Origin of the sequence: Actinacidiphila oryziradicis, from assembly GCF_005047355.1 — a bacterium.
In the GTDB taxonomy this organism is placed as follows: Bacteria; Actinomycetota; Actinomycetes; order Streptomycetales; family Streptomycetaceae; genus Actinacidiphila; species Actinacidiphila oryziradicis.
This window is the reverse complement of sequence record NZ_SUMC01000059.1, coordinates 1-16,960: the sequence shown is the minus strand read 5'-3', so window position 1 is coordinate 16,960 and position 16,960 is coordinate 1. Positions and strand designations below refer to the sequence as shown.

Annotated in this window: 17 protein-coding genes; 10 read left to right on the top strand and 7 right to left on the bottom strand. The window is 68.1% G+C overall.

What is annotated here, in order from left to right; translation table 11 throughout:
- Nucleotides 1-158: 158 nt before the first annotated feature.
- Nucleotides 159-1,820, bottom strand: coding sequence for a fumarate hydratase (locus FCI23_RS37735; RefSeq protein ID WP_136728684.1), 1,662 nt, complete (start codon nucleotides 1,818-1,820; stop codon nucleotides 159-161).
- A gap of 191 nt (nucleotides 1,821-2,011) precedes the next feature.
- Between FCI23_RS37735 and FCI23_RS37730 the strand changes: the two genes are divergently transcribed.
- Both FCI23_RS37730 and FCI23_RS37725 read left to right on the top strand, forming a co-directional pair.
- Nucleotides 2,012-2,650, top strand: a complete 639-nt coding sequence (locus FCI23_RS37730; protein WP_136728683.1) for a DUF1707 SHOCT-like domain-containing protein — start codon at nucleotides 2,012-2,014, stop codon at nucleotides 2,648-2,650.
- Between the two features lie 298 nt (nucleotides 2,651-2,948).
- A complete protein-coding gene (locus tag FCI23_RS37725; RefSeq protein ID WP_136728682.1) occupies nucleotides 2,949-3,296 on the top strand; it encodes a WhiB family transcriptional regulator in 348 nt (115 codons plus the stop codon).
- 29 nt (nucleotides 3,297-3,325) lie between these two features.
- On the opposite strand, the gene glpX is transcribed toward FCI23_RS37725, so the two are convergent.
- The gene (glpX, locus tag FCI23_RS37720; RefSeq protein WP_136728681.1) at nucleotides 3,326-4,357 is read right to left on the bottom strand and encodes a class II fructose-bisphosphatase; all 1,032 of its coding nucleotides are present in this window, start codon (nucleotides 4,355-4,357) and stop codon (nucleotides 3,326-3,328) included.
- A 466-nt stretch (nucleotides 4,358-4,823) separates the two neighbouring features.
- Here glpX and FCI23_RS37715 point away from each other — a divergent pair, with 466 nt between their 5' ends.
- Complete coding sequence (locus tag FCI23_RS37715; RefSeq protein WP_246144464.1) at nucleotides 4,824-5,354, top strand: DUF4245 domain-containing protein; 531 nt, start codon at nucleotides 4,824-4,826, stop codon at nucleotides 5,352-5,354.
- A gap of 18 nt (nucleotides 5,355-5,372) precedes the next feature.
- On the opposite strand, the gene FCI23_RS37710 is transcribed toward FCI23_RS37715, so the two are convergent.
- The 3 genes from FCI23_RS37710 to xseA all read right to left on the bottom strand — a co-directional run bounded on the left by FCI23_RS37710 (nucleotide 5,373) and on the right by xseA (nucleotide 7,612).
- Entirely contained in the window at nucleotides 5,373-5,966 is a 594-nt protein-coding gene (locus FCI23_RS37710; RefSeq protein ID WP_136728679.1) for a malonic semialdehyde reductase, read from the bottom strand.
- A 194-nt stretch (nucleotides 5,967-6,160) separates the two neighbouring features.
- On the bottom strand, nucleotides 6,161-6,388 hold the full coding sequence (locus FCI23_RS37705; protein ID WP_136728678.1) for an exodeoxyribonuclease VII small subunit: 228 nt from the start codon (nucleotides 6,386-6,388) through the stop codon (nucleotides 6,161-6,163).
- Between the two features lie 9 nt (nucleotides 6,389-6,397).
- A complete protein-coding gene (xseA, locus tag FCI23_RS37700; RefSeq protein ID WP_136728677.1) occupies nucleotides 6,398-7,612 on the bottom strand; it encodes an exodeoxyribonuclease VII large subunit in 1,215 nt (404 codons plus the stop codon).
- Nucleotides 7,613-7,694: 82 nt separating this feature from the next.
- Here xseA and FCI23_RS37695 point away from each other — a divergent pair, with 82 nt between their 5' ends.
- Both FCI23_RS37695 and ppgK read left to right on the top strand, forming a co-directional pair.
- Nucleotides 7,695-8,678 carry a 4-hydroxy-3-methylbut-2-enyl diphosphate reductase gene (locus FCI23_RS37695; protein ID WP_136728676.1) on the top strand — a complete coding sequence of 328 codons (984 nt, stop codon included), beginning with the start codon at nucleotides 7,695-7,697 and terminating at the stop codon, nucleotides 8,676-8,678.
- 67 nt (nucleotides 8,679-8,745) lie between these two features.
- Nucleotides 8,746-9,483 carry a polyphosphate--glucose phosphotransferase gene (gene ppgK, locus FCI23_RS37690; RefSeq protein WP_136728675.1) on the top strand — a complete coding sequence of 246 codons (738 nt, stop codon included), beginning with the start codon at nucleotides 8,746-8,748 and terminating at the stop codon, nucleotides 9,481-9,483.
- 40 nt (nucleotides 9,484-9,523) lie between these two features.
- Here the strand turns inward: ppgK and FCI23_RS37685 are convergent, their stop codons facing one another.
- A complete protein-coding gene (locus FCI23_RS37685; RefSeq protein WP_136728674.1) occupies nucleotides 9,524-9,928 on the bottom strand; it encodes a DUF6542 domain-containing protein in 405 nt (134 codons plus the stop codon).
- 262 nt (nucleotides 9,929-10,190) lie between these two features.
- On the opposite strand from FCI23_RS37685, the gene ychF reads away from it, so the two are divergent.
- A complete protein-coding gene (gene ychF, locus FCI23_RS37680; protein WP_136728673.1) occupies nucleotides 10,191-11,279 on the top strand; it encodes a redox-regulated ATPase YchF in 1,089 nt (362 codons plus the stop codon).
- 673 nt (nucleotides 11,280-11,952) lie between these two features.
- Here the strand turns inward: ychF and FCI23_RS37675 are convergent.
- The gene (locus FCI23_RS37675; RefSeq protein ID WP_136728672.1) at nucleotides 11,953-12,501 is read right to left on the bottom strand and encodes a hypothetical protein; all 549 of its coding nucleotides are present in this window, start codon (nucleotides 12,499-12,501) and stop codon (nucleotides 11,953-11,955) included.
- A gap of 458 nt (nucleotides 12,502-12,959) precedes the next feature.
- On the opposite strand from FCI23_RS37675, the gene FCI23_RS37665 reads away from it, so the two are divergent.
- The 4 genes from FCI23_RS37665 to FCI23_RS37650 form a co-directional block, all read left to right on the top strand.
- A complete protein-coding gene (locus FCI23_RS37665; RefSeq protein WP_136728670.1) occupies nucleotides 12,960-13,337 on the top strand; it encodes a hypothetical protein in 378 nt (125 codons plus the stop codon).
- Nucleotides 13,338-14,302: 965 nt separating this feature from the next.
- A complete protein-coding gene (locus tag FCI23_RS37660) occupies nucleotides 14,303-14,683 on the top strand; it encodes a reverse transcriptase N-terminal domain-containing protein (protein ID WP_136728669.1) in 381 nt (126 codons plus the stop codon).
- Between the two features lie 37 nt (nucleotides 14,684-14,720).
- Entirely contained in the window at nucleotides 14,721-14,969 is a 249-nt protein-coding gene (locus FCI23_RS37655) for a DUF5372 family protein (protein WP_136728668.1), read from the top strand.
- Between the two features lie 133 nt (nucleotides 14,970-15,102).
- The coding region (locus tag FCI23_RS37650) for a recombinase family protein (RefSeq protein ID WP_211265632.1) at nucleotides 15,103-16,960 on the top strand (1,858 nt) is incomplete at its 3' end.

Below are 16,960 nucleotides of genomic sequence, written 5' to 3'. Positions count from 1 at the left end.
CGGGAAAACGTGGGGGCCCAAGCTGACCGTCAGTACGGGAGACCCGCTGCCAGTCCGGGACGACGGCGTTGTCTACCCGCCCTGCGAGTGCCCCCGTTGTCGGCCCGAGCGCGAGGCCGAGCGGCGGACAGCTGCCCGGATCCTGGGCCGAAGGAGCTCTATGTGCCGGGGCGCACCGGGATGCTGGTGAAGGTCGGGGTCGTCGGGGCGGGGTCCTGGAAGAAGTCGTTGCCCTTGTCGTCGACGACGATGAAGGCCGGGAAGTCCTCGACCTCGATCTTCCAGACGGCCTCCATGCCGAGCTCCTCGTACTCGATGACCTCGACCTTCTTGATGCAGTCCTGGGCGAGGCGGGCCGCCGGGCCGCCGATGGAGCCGAGGTAGAAGCCGCCGTGCGCGTTGCAGGCGTCCGTGACCTGCTTGGAGCGGTTGCCCTTGGCGAGCATCACATGGGAGCCGCCGGCCGCTTGGAACTGTTCGACGTAGGCGTCCATACGGCCGGCGGTGGTGGGGCCGAAGGAGCCGGAGGCGTAGCCCTCGGGGGTCTTGGCCGGGCCGGCGTAGTAGACGGCGTGGTCGCGGAGATACTGCGGCATGGCCTCGCCGGCGTCGAGGCGCTCCTTGATCTTGGCGTGGGCGATGTCGCGGGCGACGACGAGCGGGCCGGTGAGGGCGAGCCGGGTCTTGACGGGGTACCTGGTCAGGTCGGCCCGGATCTCGTCCATCGGGCGGTTGAGGTCGACGCGGACCACGTCGTCGTCGGAGAGGTTCTCGTCGGTGGTCTCGGGGAGGTACTTCGCCGGATCGCTCTCCAGCCGCTCCAGGAAGACGCCCTCCGGTGTGATCTTCGCCAGCGCCTGGCGGTCGGCGGAACAGGACACCGCGATCGCCACCGGGCAGGACGCGCCGTGCCGGGGGAGGCGGACCACCCGTACGTCGTGGCAGAAGTACTTGCCGCCGAACTGGGCGCCGATGCCGATCTTCTGGGTGAGTTCGAAGACGTGTCGCTCCAGGTCCTTGTCGCGGAAGCCGTTGCCGAGCGGGGAGCCCTCGGCGGGGAGCCCGTCCAGGTAGTGGGCGGAGGCATACTTCGCCGTCTTCAGGGCGTACTCCGCGCTCGTGCCGCCGACGACGATGGCGAGGTGGTACGGCGGGCAGGCGGCCGTGCCCAGGGAGCGGATCTTCTCCTCCAGGAACTTCATCATGGAGGTTTCGTTGAGGACCGCCTTCGTCTCCTGGTAGAGGAAGGACTTGTTGGCCGAGCCGCCGCCCTTCGCCATGAAGAGGAACTTGTAGGCGCCGCCGTCGGTCGCGTACAGCTCGATCTGGGCGGGGAGGTTGGATCCGGTGTTCTTCTCGTCCCACATGGTCAGCGGGGCCATCTGGGAGTAGCGCAGATTGAGCTTGGTGTAGGCGTCGTACACGCCGCGCGAGAGCGCTTCCTCGTCGCCGCCCGAGGTGAGGACGTTCTGGCCGCGCTTGCCCATGACGATGGCGGTGCCAGTGTCCTGGCACATGGGGAGGACGCCGGCGGCGGCGATGTTCGCGTTCTTGAGGAGGTCCAGGGCCACGAAGCGGTCGTTGGGGGACGCCTCGGGGTCGTCGAGGATCCGGCGCAGCTGGGCGAGGTGGGCGGGGCGGAGGTAGTGCGAGATGTCGTGCATCGCCTCGGCGGCCAGCTTGCGCAGCGCCTCCGGGTCGACCTTGAGGAAGGTGCGGCCATCGGCCTGGAAAGTGCTGACGCCCTCGGCGGTGACCAGCCGGTACGGCGTGGTGTCCTCGCCGAGAGGGAGCAGGTCCGTATAGGCGAACTCGGGCATCGTTGGTTTTCCTCACTCCGCTACGTCGATGAAGCGGATCCAGCGTAGAACCTGCCGTGAGCAACGAATGTGTGAGGTGCCCCTCACCTGAGCGTGACGCTCTCTAGTCGCGATCTATCGCGTTTGTGTACGGTGGGCGGGTGGACGAGTCGTCGCTTCAGAAGCGAACCCCTGCCGAGCCCGATCTCCGCGTGTCCGAGACGTCCCTCCGCGCGTCTGAGGCGTCCCTCCGCGCGTCCGACGCGGACCGCGACCGGGTCGCTGACATCCTGCGTGACGCGTTCGCCGAGGGGCGGCTGACCACGGAAGAGCACTCCGAGCGGCTCGACGGGGTCTACGCGGCCAAGACCGTCGGCGAGCTGGAGCCATTCGTACGGGATCTGCCGGCCGGCCGTTCCTCCGCCACCGCCCCGGCCTCTGCCGCGCATACGTACGCGCCCGATCACTCCGGGGAGAATCCGAACCTGGTCGGCATCCTCGGCGGCGCCGAGCGAAAGGGGCGCTGGCGGGTCGGCCACCGGATCAACGCCGTGGCGATCATGGGCGGGGTCGTCATCGACCTCACCAACGCGACCTTCACCGCGCCGGAGCTGGTCATCAACTGCACCGCCATCATGGGCGGCATCGAGATCAAGGTCCCGGAGAACGTCACGCTGCGCGGCGGCGGAGTCGTCGGCATCATGGGCGGCTCCGACATCAGGGCCCAGGAGTCCGCCGACCCGGGCGCCCTGGTGCGTGTCACCGGCTTCGCCTTCTGGGGCGGGGTCGAGGCGAAGCCGAAGGCCGGAAAGCGGCTGAAACCGCGCGGCTCCGCCGAACTGGGCGATTGAGGCGATCGAGGGGATCGAACAGCGCCGGTATCGATGCTGTTGGAGGCCGCCCCGGCCCCGCCGTCAGCCGTGGAGGCGGGTGAGAGCCCCCATCTCCTGGCCTCTCCTGGCCTCTCCCGCGTCTTTTCCGGGAGGGAGGCGTCATGAACACCGTACGCATGAATGCACGTACAGCGGGTAGGGACGGGGGACACGTCGCGCGCCCGGCCGTCTCCGCCGACGGCCGCGCGGAAGCGGGCACGCGGGCTGCGCGACGGTCAAGGGTGACACCACGCCGAGCCGTCGTCAGGAGTATCCAGTGCTTCAACCGATCGAGCCCCCGGCAGTATCCAGCAGTGGCTCACACCCTCGGGATTTGGCCGGTCCATGGCACTCGGAAGCGGCCTGCCGCAGCGATGAGGCGGGGCTGTTCTTCGCTCCCTCGAAGGAGCCGACCGCGGCGCGGCTGTCCCGCGAGGAGGCCGCCAAGCGGGTGTGTGCGCGCTGCCCGGTGATGATCGAGTGCCGGGAGCACGCGTTGCTCCAACCGGAACCGTACGGCGTATGGGGCGGCCTGACAGCGGCGGAGCGCCGCGTCGTGCTGGCCCGGCGGCGCCGCAGGGACGCGGAGCTGCAGCGCACGGCGAGGATCGCCGCGGCGGGGTGACCCGGTCCCGTCACCCCGCCGCGCGTCCGTCAGCGGGCGCGGTCGAAGTCGATCGCGCTGTACGCACGCAGTTTGGACAGCCGGTGCGTGGAGTCGATCTGCCGGATGGTGCCTGACTTCGACCGCATGACGAGGGACGAGGTCGTGGCGGTCTCCGCGCGGTAGCGCACCCCGCGCAGCAGTTCGCCGTCGGTGATGCCGGTGGCGACGAAAAACACATTCTCGCCGCTGACCAGGTCGTCGGTCTCCAGGACGCGGTCCAGGTCGTGACCGGCGTCGAGCGCGCGCTGCTTCTCGGCGGCGTCCTTGGGCCAGAGCCGGCCTTGGATGGTGCCACCGAGACACTTGATGGCGCAGGCCGCGATGATGCCCTCCGGTGTGCCGCCGATGCCGAGCAGCAGATCGACGCCGGTGCCGTCGCGTACGGCCATGATGGCGCCCGCGACATCGCCGTCGGAGATGAACTTGATCCGGGCGCCGGTCTCCCGGATCTCCTTGGCCAGGGTGTCGTGGCGCGGCCGGTCGAGCAGGACGACGGTGACATCCTCGGGCGCGATGCCCTTGGCCTTGGCGACCCGGCGGACATTGACCGACGCGGGGGCGGTGATGTCCACGACGTCCGCCGCCTCGGGGCCGGTGGCGAGCTTGTCCATGTAGAAGACGGCCGACGGGTCGTACATCGTGCCGCGGTCGGCGACCGCCAGCACGGACACGGCGTTCGGCATGCCCTTGGCGGTGAGCGTGGTGCCGTCGACCGGGTCCACGGCGACATCGCACTCCGCGCCGGTGCCGTCGCCGATCCGCTCGCCGTTGAAGAGCATGGGCGCTTTGTCCTTCTCGCCTTCGCCGATGACGACGATGCCGTTCATCGAGACGGTGGAGACGAGGGTGCGCATCGCTTTGACGGCGGCGCCGTCGGCGCCGTTCTTGTCACCGCGGCCGACCCAGCGGCCGGCGGCCATGGCGGCGGCTTCCGTCACCCGGACGAGTTCCAGAGCGAGGTTGCGGTCGGGGGCCTCGGGGCTCACTTCGAGCTGGGGCGGCAAGTGCTGTTCGGTCATCACGGCGCACCTTTCTGTACGAGGACGGCCGGAAAGAGGGTTGGGAACTGCTTGTGCGAGTGGGTACGAGAACGCGTTACCCGATCGGGTGATTACCCGGTGTCGGGGCTGTGGGTGCCTGCGGGCTGGTCGGAAAGCTGTTTCGCTGCCCCCGTGTCACCGCAGTGATGGTCCGGGGCCCCGGCGTCGTCCAGATCCGGCCGGGCATCGCTGGTCGTGAGGGACCCTGCCCTCCTGGGGTCGGACCGCATGCAGGACATGCGTCGCTGCCCGGGAGCGAAAGCGGACGACCAGCGCGTCCAAAACCGTTCGGGACCTGCCATTGGGCGGGAATCCTCCTGCTCAGTGTTGAGGAACGGTAGTACGACCTTATCCGGTCGGCGCAAGAATGAGCAGGGCGCCTGTCACATGAGCGGTCCCCTACCCGGTTGCCTTCCGGGTTCCGGGTATGGGGGACCATGGGGTCGTGGCAAACAAGCGCGGCAGGCAGACGGTGTGGGACATGGTGCTCTCGATGGCGGCGATCGGCGTCGTCGTCGCGGTTATCTACCTATTCGTCCCGCACGACGAGAATCATGACCCGGTGCGGACGGTCAGCTACACGGTCGAGCTGGACCAGGCACGCCGGGACGCGCCGTTCAAGGTCGCCGGGCCGGTCGGCCTCGCCAAGGGCTGGCGCGCGAGCTCCGTGACGTACAACAGCGCCGACCCGAAGAACGTCCAGTGGCACTTGGGCTTCGTCGACCCGCAGAACCAGTACGCCGCGGTGGAGCAGAGCAATGCCCCCGCCGCGACGTTCATCGCGCAGAAGAGCTATGACGCGCGGCGGAACGGCACCCGGGTCATCGCCGGTGAGCGCTGGCTCCAGTACTACGGTACGAAGTACGACGCGCTGGTGCGCGAGGAGAGCGGGGTCACCACGATCGTCACCGGCACGTCCTCGCCCGCCCGGCTCACGCAGCTTGCCGCCGCGCTCGAGGAGCGCGGCGGCAAGTAGGACCGGGGGCGGGGGCGGTCAGGCGGTGGTGACGACCTCGTCGTAGGCCAGGCGCGGGCTGCGCGGGAACCAGGCGTCCTTGCCCGGCTTGCCGATGTTGACGACGACCAGCACGGAGTGGTCGCCGTCGGGGAAGAACTCCTTGGTGATGCCCTCGGCGTCGAAGCCGGTCATCGGGCCTGCCGCCAGCCCGGCGGCGCGGACGCCCAGGATGAAGTACCCGACCTGGATCGTGGCGTTGATCCGGGCCGACTCCTCCCGCACCGCGCGGTCGCCGAAGACGACGTCCTTGGCCTGCGGGAAGTGCGGGAACTGGCTCGGCAGCTCCTCGTGGAACTCATTGTCCGCGGCGAGAATCGCCACCAGCGGGGCCGTCGCGGTCTTCTTCTGGTTGCCCTCGGCCAGGTGGCCGACCAGGCGCTCGCGGGCCTCGGGCGAACGGACCAGGATGATGCGCAGCGGCTGCTGGTTCATCGAGGTGGGGGCGTACTTGATCAGGTCGTAGATGGCCTGGAACTGCTCGTCGGTCACCGGCTCGTCGGTGAAGGTGTTGGCGGTGCGTGCCTCGCGGAAGAGGAGGTCCTGGGCGGCGGAGTCGAGGACGAGAGTCATGGAATACCTTCGGGTGTCGCGGCTGCCGCGCCGGCCGGCGCAAGCGGGATCACCCTCTCCAACGTTCTATGAACGTTCAACAATTCCGTTGCCCAAAGTGACTCGGACCACTTGCGGTCCATCAATCCGGTCCATCAGAGCGGTCCATCCGGCGTTGGAGAACTGGGGGCTCTGGGGGCTCCCCGCGCGCAGGCCTACTCCTCTTCCTGCTTCGGCGCATCGCTCTCCTCAGGCGCCAGCGACGCGTCCAGCCGGGCTCTGGCGCCTTCGAGCCAGCGGCGGCACACCTTGGCGAGCTCCTCGCCCCGCTCCCACAGGGCCAGGGACTCCTCAAGAGTCGCGCCGCCCGCTTCCAGTCGGCGTACGACGTCGATCAGCTCATCGCGTGCCTGCTCGTAACCCAACGTGTCCTGGTCTGCCATACCGCAAGCCTAGGCGCGCGGTACGACAGTGACGGCAAACTCTCCGTCAGCCACCCGGGCCCGGAGCTTCTGCTCGTCGGCGACCTCGGCCGCGGTGCGCACCACGGAGCCGTCCTCGTGCTGGAGCACCGCGTAGCCGCGCTGGAGCGTGGCGGCGGGGGAGAGCGACACCACCCGGGCCAGGGTGTGCTCCAGCTCGCCGTCCGCCCGGTCGAGCCGATGCCGCAGGACCCGCCGCGAACGGTCGACCAGCGCCGCGATCTGCTCCTCGCGCTCCTCCACCAGGCGGTGCGGCCGGGCCATCCATGGGCGGCTGAGGGCCTGGGCGAGCCCGTACTCCTCGCGTTCGAGGAGACCGCTCACCATGCGGAGCGCGCGCTGCCGCAGCTGGCCGACCCGGGCCAGCTCCTCGCCCACGTCCGGCACCACGCGCTTCGCGGCGTCCGTCGGTGTCGATGCCCGCAGATCCGCCACCAGGTCGAGCAGCGGGGAGTCCGGCTCGTGTCCGATCGCCGACACCACCGGAGTGCGGCATTCCGCCACCGCACGCACCAGCTGCTCGTCGGAGAAGGGCAGCAGGTCCTCCACGCTGCCGCCGCCGCGCGTCACGATGATCACGTCCACCTCGGGGTGGGTGTCCAGCTGCCGCACCGCGTCGATCACCTGCGGGACCGCGTGCACGCCCTGCACCGGCACATTCCGCACCTCGAAGCGCACGGCGGGCCAGCGCAGCCGGGCGTTCTCCAGCACATCGTGCTCCGCCGCCGACGCGCGGCCGCAGACCAGCCCGATCAGCTGCGGCAGGAACGGCAGTGGCTTCTTCCGGTCAGCCGCGAACAGGCCCTCGGCCGCCAGGCTCCGCTTCAGCCGTTCCAGCCGGGCCAGCAGCTCCCCGATGCCGACCGGGCGGATCTCCGCCGCCCGCAGCGACAGCTGCCCGCGCGGCGCGTACCACTCCGGCTTCGCGTGCACCACGATCCGCGCGCCCTCGCCGACCGCGTCCGCGACCTGGTCGAAGACGGACCGATAGCAGGTGACGGACAGCGAGATGTCCTGCGACGGGTCGCGCAGCGTCAGGAAGACCACCCCCGCGCCGGGGCGCCGCGACAGCTGGGTGATCTGCCCCTCCACCCACACCGGGCCGAGCTTGTCGATCCACCCTCCGATCAGCCGCGACACCTCACCGACCGGGATCGGCGCCTCCGCCGACGTGTTCAGAGCCATACGGGCGAGAGTAACGGCCACCACCGACAGTGACGCCACTCGTGCCGCGCTCGGCAGTTGGGGCGCCCCGTACGATGGATCCATGACTGCTACCACAGGCCGCCGTGTCCTGCTCGCCGCTCCCCGTGGCTACTGCGCCGGCGTGGACCGTGCCGTGATCGCTGTCGAGAAAGCCCTGGAGCAGTTCGGGGCTCCCATTTATGTGCGCAAAGAGATCGTCCACAACAAGTACGTAGTACAGACGCTGCAGAAGAAGGGCGCGATCTTCGTCGACGAGACGGAGGAGGTGCCGGAGGGCTCCATCGTGGTCTTCTCCGCACACGGGGTGGCCCCCGAGGTCCACGATGAGGCCGCCGGGCGCAAGCTCGCCTCCATCGACGCGACCTGCCCCCTCGTGACGAAGGTCCACAAGGAGGCGCAGCGCTTCGCGGGCGAGGACTACGACATCCTGCTCATCGGCCATGAGGGTCACGAAGAGGTCGTCGGCACCATGGGCGAGGCACCGGAACGCATCCACCTGGTGGACGGCCCGGACGATGTCGCCAATCTGAAGGTGCGAGACGAGAGCCGGCTCGTCTGGCTGTCGCAGACGACTCTGTCCGTCGACGAGACGATGGAGACCGTCGGCAAGCTCCAGGAGCGCTTCCCGGCGCTGGTCAGCCCGCCGAGCGACGACATCTGCTACGCGACGCAGAATCGCCAGGTCGCGGTGAAGCAGATCGGCGCCGACGCCGACCTGGTGATCGTCGTCGGCTCGCGGAACTCCTCGAATTCCGTCCGGCTGGTGGAGGTCGCTCTGCAGGCCGGCGCGAAGGCCTCGTATCTGGTGGACTTCGCGGACGAGCTGGACGAGGCGTGGTTGGAGGGCGTGGCGACGGTCGGCGTGACCTCGGGCGCGTCCGTCCCGGAGATCCTGGTCGAGGGCGTCCTGGAGTGGCTCGCCGAGCGCGGCTACGGCGACGTGGAGATCGTGAAGTCGGCCGACGAGCACATCGCGTTCTCGCTGCCGAAGGAGCTCCGCCGCGACCTGCGGGCCGAGGCGGCGGAAGCCGCCGCCGGGAATTGACCAGGCAGGACAAGCCGGTGCGGGGTATCCGGGGGTAGGTGTCGGTGCCGTGGCTTAGCGTGTCTCTATGAACGTTTTCGGCGTGGACATCGGCGGATCGGGCATCAAGGGCGCCCCGGTCGACTTGGAACGCGGCGACCTCGCGGAGGAGCGGTTCAAGGTGCTCACCCCGCACCCGGCGACACCGGACGCGGTGGCCGACGGCGTGAAGCAGGTCGTGGATCACTTCGGCTGGTCCGGGCCGATCGGCGCGACCTTCCCCGGGGTGGTCACCGGCGGTACGACCCGTACCGCCGCCAACGTGGACAAGGCGTGGATAGGTCTGGACGCGGCCGCACTGCTGTCGGAGCGCACCGGCGCCAAGGTGACCCTGCTGAATGACGCGGACGCGGCCGGCATAGCCGAAATGGCCTTCGGCGCCGGGCGCGGCCGTGGCGGCACTGTGATCACCCTGACCTTGGGTACCGGCATCGGCAGCGCGCTCTTCGTCGACGGGCGGCTGGTGCCCAACACCGAGCTGGGCCACCTGGAGATGAACGGTCATGAGGCGGAGAAGCGCGCCTCCACCCATGTCAAGGACACTGAGCAGCTGAGCTGGGAGCACTGGGCCCACCGGGTCCAGAAGTACCTCGCCCACCTGGAGATGCTCTTCTCACCCGAGCTCTTCCTCATCGGCGGCGGGGTGAGCCGCAAGGCCGACAGGTTCCTTCCGCTCATCAAGGGCGTCAGGGCCGAGATACTCCCGGCCGCCCTGCAGAACAACGCGGGCATCGTCGGCGCCGCCATGGCCGCCACGAAGGTCTGACCCGTCCCGGACGGCGAAGCTGCGCTGCCCGGTCCTCATCTCATCCGGTCCGGTCAGCGCCGCGCCGCCGTCCGGCCAGCTTCCGTACGGCCACGACTACCGCCGCGCACAGCGTCCCGCCGTACAGCCAGCCGGTCTGCACCGCCAGTCCCGTCACCGTACCCATCACATGCCCGGCGACGCCTCCATTGCCGCCGCTCCCGGTCAGCGCCAGCGCCACGGTGAACGCGATCGGCGCGCTGATCGGCGCCGCCGCCAGGTCGTACGGCCGTACCCAGAGCCCCGCCCCGAGGCACACCGCCACGAAGGTCACTCCGAACAGCGTCCCGGGCTCGCCGGTGAGCATCGCGTCCACCGTCCCGCCCGCCACCGTGACCAGCGTGGTGACCACACCGGTGCCTAGCCCCGTCAGCACCGGCCGCGGCGGGGGGTAGGCAGGGTGCACCGCCCCAGGCTCTTGCGGCAGTGTCGTCCGTGCGGGGCCCACGCCCTTCCGGGGCTTCGTACGCGTACCGTATCGCTCCACCTACCCAACGTAGGCGCGGCGGGACGGGGAGGTGGGGAGAACAGGGCCGTAACACACCTTTTCGTCACCTGTGGGCGCGTGTTCGACAGTCAGGGCGAGCGAGGCCCCGCGCCCCGTAAACTGGGGGATCGGTCCCCTGGACGGACCGCTCCACTCACCTCTCGCTACGGGAAGTCGTCACGTGTCGCTCACGATCGGAATCGTTGGCCTGCCGAATGTCGGCAAGTCGACCCTGTTCAACGCCCTGACCAAGAACGACGTGCTGGCGGCCAACTACCCGTTCGCCACGATCGAGCCCAATGTCGGAGTCGTCGGTGTCCCCGACCCCCGCCTCGACAAGCTCGCCGAGATCTTCCACTCCCAGCGCAAGCTCCCGGCCACCGTCGACTTCGTCGACATCGCCGGTATCGTCCGCGGTGCCTCGGAGGGCGAGGGGCTGGGCAACAAGTTCCTCGCGCACATCCGCGAGTCCGACGCGATCTGCCAGGTCATCCGCGCCTTCAAGGACGAGAACGTCGTCCACGTCGACGGCAAGGTCTCGCCCAAGGACGACATCGAGACGATCAACACCGAGCTGATCCTCGCCGACATGCAGTCCGTCGAGAAGGCCCTCCCGCGCCTGACGAAGGAATCCCGCCTCCAGAAGGAGAAGGCCGCCGTCCTCGCCGCCGTCCTGGACGCGCAGAAGATCCTTGAGGAGGGGCGCACCCTCTTCTCCGCCGGCATCACCGCCGGCACCGAGCAGGGCAAGCTCCTGCACGAGCTGCACCTGCTGACCGTCAAGCCGTTCCTCTACGTCTTCAACGTGGACGAGGACGAGCTGACCGACGAGGCGTTCAAGGACGAGCAGCGCGCCCTGGTCGCCCCGGCCGAGGCAATCTTCCTCAACGCCAAGATCGAGTCCGAGCTGATCGAGCTCGACGACGACGAGGCCCTCGAACTCCTCCAGGCCATGGGCCAGGACGAGCCCGGCATGGCCACCCTCGGCCGCGTCGGCTTCGACACCCTCGGCCTCCAGACGTACCTCACCGCAGGTCCGAAGGAGGCCCGCGCCTGGACCATCAAGAAGGGCGCGACCGCCCCGGAGGCGGCCGGTGTAATCCACACCGACTTCCAGAAGGGCTTCATCAAGGCCGAGATCGTCTCCTTCGACGACCTCGTCGAGACGGGCTCCGTCCCTGAGGCTCGCGCCAAGGGCAAGGCCCGTATGGAGGGCAAGGACTACGTGATGCAGGACGGCGACGTGGTCGAGTTTCGCTTCAACGTTTAGTGCCCGCCATAGCGTTGGCGCGGTGATTTAGCGAATGTGCAGGTCAGATGGGGTCGGCCCGGTTGCGGGCCGACCCCGTTGCGGTGCCCGTTGCTGGATCCGCGCTGGATCGTCTGACGTTTCGTCACCTGTCGTCATCCCTGGTTCTCTGTACCGCTGCTGGATCGGTGCTGGATTGAAGTGACGGTGCGCCAGATATCGGTGCGGCTGGCCGGCCCGGGGTGCCGCAGTGGTGACGGCCCGTGGGCGGGCGCTGGGGGCGTGGGGTGCCGCGGTGCACCGATCCCCCGGAACGGTGGATTCGGGCCCGTTGTCGGCCGCGTGGGGAGAGCGATTGCTTCGGCTGGGATCGCGCGCCGGCCCGGGTGCGGGCGGAGGGGCGGATCATCCTGGGCTTCTATCGGCCGCCGGAGAGCGACGGGCTCGCGTTGTGTAGGTTCGAATCCCCGGCGGGGGACCCAGAACATGGAACGGTCGAACACGCCGGTCGGCGCGGGTGAGCAGGTCATCCGGGACTTCCCCCGCCATCGACCGGCTGCAGCACCAAGCGCGGACACGATCGCCGAGCGCTGCCTACTGTTCGTGGCATACACGCGCCCGCGAGGATCAGTACCCCGCCTTGGATGTCCCGGCCACGACGCACATGCAAGTGGACGGTCAGACCTAGGCGAGGTCAAGTAGAGACGAAACGTACTGGTTCGGCCAGCACCGCGATCGCCTGATCTGGAGCGGCCAGACGGGCCGAGAGGGTCGCTTCAGCCAGCCTCAGCGGCAGGGCCTCCGAGAACTTCAGTCCGCGCACGGCTCGTTCGTCGACACCAGGAAGACAGAGCAGGTCCGCCGCTCTGGCAGTCAGGCGCTTCCAGAGGGCGGGCGTCACATCCTCGCGTAGGCGGAGCCAGTGATCGTTAACGCGCTGCCCCGGCACCGTCACCTCATCGAGTGTGGCCGCCAGCGTGGCGTTGGCCCGGTGCCCGGCCCACGTCCACCAGCGCATACGGCCGTCGGGATCACGGATGATGAGGGTACCGCCCGGATGGACCCGCTCCAGGAAGTGCTCCCGCGCCTCGCTCAGTGACCGCGTGGCCCTCTGCGTGAGCTTGACGGACGGGTCGGTACCGAGGAGTACCTCGCGCACCGCACGCGACACCTCGTACGACATGCCCGGGCCGAACCCGGCAGAACTCCACTTCGCCTTGCCGCCTCCGTCCGCTGGTTCCACGAAGCAGCGTTTGCGCCTCCAGTCGATATAGGTGACCAGCCAGCTCCGCCGTCCAGCAACTCCACACGTACTATGTACTCTCAGGCACCACACCGATCTTGGTCCATAATTCGAATGGGGCAGCTTGTGGTGTCGGTCCGTATCAGGTGGGAACATATGCAGAGTTGAGGCGAGCATCCAAGCCTGGGGATGGTTTGGACCTCCACCACGTTCCTCAGGGCAAGCCCGCTGCACAGGCAATTCCGGGCTATGACTATCCGAACGCTCCTGCTATCGCCCTTCCCCGCGCGGAGCATGCGCTGATACCAAACCTTCGGGGCGTCTATAATGGAACATCACAGGATTTGATCGCGCAGGATCTCGACAACTTGGCGAACCTTACAAATACGCCACAGTCGTCAATCGATGAGCTAGCAAGACGTATCGATCAAATGTATCCGGGAGCGAGGTAACGTCACATGACGGAGCACATCACGGCTGATGAACTTGTTAGTGTGATCTATCGGGACGTGTTCGTCGCTGCAGTAGTGGACTCTGAGTCGATCTTGCGAAATCCTCCGGGACGAGCTCCGGGCGACGAGGCGCTCAGGCTGCAGCGGTGGTACCTCGACCTTCCCGAAGGTGATCGAGATAATCTGCAGATCATCATGCGCAAGGCTGCATTCAATGCAGTATTCGGGATGCTCTGCCTTTTGGATAACGTGCGTCCAGTTTCTGATGGATTCGAGCAGGAGCTTCGGCTCTCTATCGAATCTAGTGATGCCCGCACGGACATCGATCCAGATGAGCAACTTCACGAAATCTTCAAAGCTATGGTTGATGCGTCTGAGGATTAGGAAGTAGATACCCAGAGGCCCCACCGGATTGGTTTCCGATGGGGCTTCTGGGGTGTCTGACGGCAGTAGTTGACGGCAACGTCAGCGGACGGGTGCTGCACAAAGCGGTGGTTCGTCGCCGTCGTCGGGTCGGGTGGTGGGCTGGGCGGGGTCGCGGAGGGCGTTACCGAGGAGGTCGATGGCGTCGCGCTGGAGGCGGAGTCGGACGTGTAATGGTGACGTCGGGTATTGGAACTGTCTGTTGCGACATGAGGTCGCGTGTGTTGAGTGAAGACGTCGAAGGAGGTTCGACTGAGGTCGAAGGCGTAGTCCGGGCCGTATCCGTGGCCTGTCCCTACCCCGACATGCGTGGCTGGGTCCTGCTCAGTCGGGTGTGAAGCTCGGGGGAAAGCCCAAGAGTCTCTGTTCCGCCCGGGGGCCACAGGCGATGGGAAGGCTGGGTAGGGGGTGAATACCAGTGAATCCTTGCTGATGCCTCGTAATTCCAACGCTTTGTGGCGGTATGTATCACAAGGTGACAGGGGCCGGTCGTTGAAAGGCGACAGGTGGCGACCAAAGACTGATTTTGGTCGTGTGGATACCACCGCCCTCGGGGTATAGAGGACACCCAACCCCAGCCGCACCTCACACATGCGGAACATGGAAACCCCGTTAGAGTCCGATACGGGCGCAGTGCGCGAACGTAACGGTAAGCCGATCGTAAGAGGGGCCTAATTCTCTGGCGGGACAGGATGCCCAAGAAGCTAACGCCGGCCGCCGAAAGGCAACACGAAACGCGAGGCAGACATGACCGACTCTCTTCTGTCGGATGCCTCGCGAAAGTGGCCGGATACCCGGCCCGTGCCGGGGCGCGAAAGCGTGCTGACGTGTGGCAGGTGAGCCTTTGAAGACGAACTGTAGGAACTACCCCAATCGAAGGGCAAGTTAGACACCTTATGGTGAACGGACCTGAAGGCCCCTCGCATATGAAGCTGGACGCCGACGATTGGAACTGGATCGCCTGGCGCTCGGTTGAGCGGGAGGTAGAGCGGCTCCGGCAGCGAATATTCAAGGCGACGCAGGAAGGTGACTGGCCCAAGGTCAGGAACCTACAGAAGCTGATGCTACGTTCCCGGTCCAACACGCTTCTTAGCGTACGGCAGGTGACGCAGCGAAATGCTGGGCGCAAGACCGCAGGGGTCGATGGTGAGGTCGCACTGACCTCCGAAGCCAGGGCAGATGTGGCGGTGCGCGTGCACCAATCCATCTCGTCCTGGAAACCCCGTGCGGTGAAGCGCGTGTACATCCCGAAAGGATCAAATCCCGCAAAGCTGAGACCTCTCGGTATTCCGACGGACACGGCATAGTGCCGCGTCGTCCAGGCAGTCTTTGGGTTCTTTGACGGTGACCCACCCGTTCCACGCGCTGGCCGGTCAGCGACTGGACATTCCGTTCGTCAAGCGCCGCAGCGGTGCGCTGGTCTTCGTCTGTGCGTACGGCGTGGGCCGGAGTGTGACGTTGCCGCAGGAGTGGACGGATCGCGGCGGGGAGCCGGGTGGGGACCGGCTCGCGGTCGAGGGGCTGAGTGCTCTTCGTGCGCTGGTGAATGCCCTGGTGAGCCGTGGTGCCGACATGGGTGGGGGTGGATCCTGATGTTACGACAGTTGTGTCGCGCACCAGCCCCGGCGCGGGCGGAAGCGAGGGGCCGTGCCGTCATCACCGCAGTGCCGCGTGGAGATGGTGATGGTGCTGGCCAACATGGTCGAGTCCGCGTTGGGAGGCAGCCGTGATCGTGAACGGGACCTCGAAGATCACCGCGTCCCACCGCGCCCGGACAGCGGCGGTCTATCTGCGGCAGAGCACGTTGATCGAGGTGCGGGACAACACGGAGTCCACGTTGCGGCAGTACGCGCTGGGCGACGAGGCGGTCCGGCTGGGCTGGGACCGCGAGGACGTGCTGGTCATCGACGCCGACCTGGGACTGTCGGGCAAGTTCGGGCAGGTCCGCGAGGGCTTCCGCGACCTGGTGGCCAAGGTCTGCCTGGGCGAGGTGGGAGCGATCTTCGGCCTGGAGGTCTCCCGGCTGGCCCGGTCCTCGGCCGACTTCGCCCGGCTGCTGGAACTGGCGCGGTTGACGGACGTGCTGCTGATCGACGACGACGGGGTCTACGACCTGACCAACTTCAACGACAGGCTCCTGCTCGGCTTGAAAGGCAGCATGTCAGAGGCCGAGCTGCACATCCTGTCGAGCCGGTTGCAGGGCGCGAAGCGGGCCGCCGCCGAGCGCGGCGACCTGCGGTCCCCGCTGCCGGTGGGCTACGTCTACGACGACGAGGGGATGTGCGTGATCGACCCGGATATGGAGGTGCAGGCCGCGATCCGCGACGTCTTCGCCGCGTTCGCGGCCGGCGGCTCGGCCTACCAGGTCGTCGCGGCGTTCGTCGGCCGACGCTTCCCGCTGCGCGCCTACAGAGGAGCGTGGGCAGGTCAGTTGCGGTGGGGCAAGCTCACCCACGCCCGGGCACTGGGGGTGCTGAGCAACCCCTGTTACGCGGGCACGTATGTCTACGGCCGCAACATCACCCGGCGCCGGGTCCAGCCGGACGGCAGCGTGCGCACGAGCCTGACGCGGGTTCCCCGCGAGCAGTGGCCGGTGGTCCTGCACGACCACCACGAGGGCTACTGGACCTGGGCGGACTACGTGGCGGCCGAGGCGAAGCTCAAGGCCAACTGCACCCACGACGGCGCCCGCCCGGCGCGTGAGGGCCTGGCCCTGTGTCAGGGGATCATGTTCTGCGGATCGTGCGGGCGCCCGATGACCACCCGCTACCACGCGGGCGGCCAGGCCGCCTACGAGTGCTCGCTCTCACGCGCCGACCACGAGGCCACACCGACCTGCCGCTCGATCCTCGCCGACATCGTGGACGACGCCGTGGTCGCGGCACTGCTGGAAACCCTCAGCCCCGAGCAGATCGAGCTGGCCCTGGCCGCCGCCGACGAGGTCACCGGCCGGCACACCCGCTCGCACCGTGCCGCCGAGCTGGCGGTGGAGCGCGCCCGGTTCGACGCGGACCGCGCCGAGCGTGCGCACGCCGCCGTCGAGCCGGAGAACCGCATGGTAGCCCGCACCCTGGAGGCCCGCTGGGAAGCCAGACTCGCCGCACTCGACCAGGCCCAGGCCGCCTTGAACACCGCCCGCGAGGCCAAGCCGGCCCTGCCGGACCGCTCCGCACTGCAGGCGCTGGCCGCTGACCTGCCCGGCTTGTGGCACGCCTCCGACACCAGGGACCGCGACCGCAAACGCCTGCTGCGGACGCTGATCTCGGATGTGACCCTGCTACCCGAGCCCGACCGGGCCCGCGCCCGGGTGGGAGTGCGCTGGCACACCGGCGCCACCGACAACCTCGCCCTGACCCGGCCGCGGCTCTCGGCCGATATCCGGCGGACTCCGGCGGCGGCGCGGGAATTGATCGCCACCTTGCGTCCGGGCCACAGCGACGAGCAGGTCGTCGCCGCACTCGCCGACGCCCAGCTGACCACCGGGACCGGGCGCCCCTACGACGTGGCGGCCGTCAAATGGGTCAGCTACACCTACAAGATCCCAGCGCCGGTCCCGTTCCGGGACGGGGAGATCTGCGTCAATC

Bases quoted from the DNA above. Each gene is read 5' to 3' on its own strand.
- xseA (WP_136728677.1), bottom strand. From the start codon at position 7,612: ATGGCTCTGAACACGTCGGCGGAGGCGCCGATCCCGGTCGGTGAGGTG.
- FCI23_RS37710 (WP_136728679.1), bottom strand. From the start codon at position 5,966: ATGACTCTCGTCCTCGACTCCGCCGCCCAGGACCTCCTCTTCCGCGAG.
- glpX (WP_136728681.1), bottom strand. From the start codon at position 4,357: ATGACCGAACAGCACTTGCCGCCCCAGCTCGAAGTGAGCCCCGAGGCC.
- FCI23_RS37705 (WP_136728678.1), bottom strand. From the start codon at position 6,388: ATGGCAGACCAGGACACGTTGGGTTACGAGCAGGCACGCGATGAGCTG.
- FCI23_RS37665 (WP_136728670.1), top strand. From the start codon at position 12,960: ATGACGGAGCACATCACGGCTGATGAACTTGTTAGTGTGATCTATCGG.
- FCI23_RS37695 (WP_136728676.1), top strand. From the start codon at position 7,695: ATGACTGCTACCACAGGCCGCCGTGTCCTGCTCGCCGCTCCCCGTGGC.
- FCI23_RS37735 (WP_136728684.1), bottom strand. From the start codon at position 1,820: ATGCCCGAGTTCGCCTATACGGACCTGCTCCCTCTCGGCGAGGACACC.
- FCI23_RS37660 (WP_136728669.1), top strand. From the start codon at position 14,303: ATGAAGCTGGACGCCGACGATTGGAACTGGATCGCCTGGCGCTCGGTT.
- ppgK (WP_136728675.1), top strand. From the start codon at position 8,746: ATGAACGTTTTCGGCGTGGACATCGGCGGATCGGGCATCAAGGGCGCC.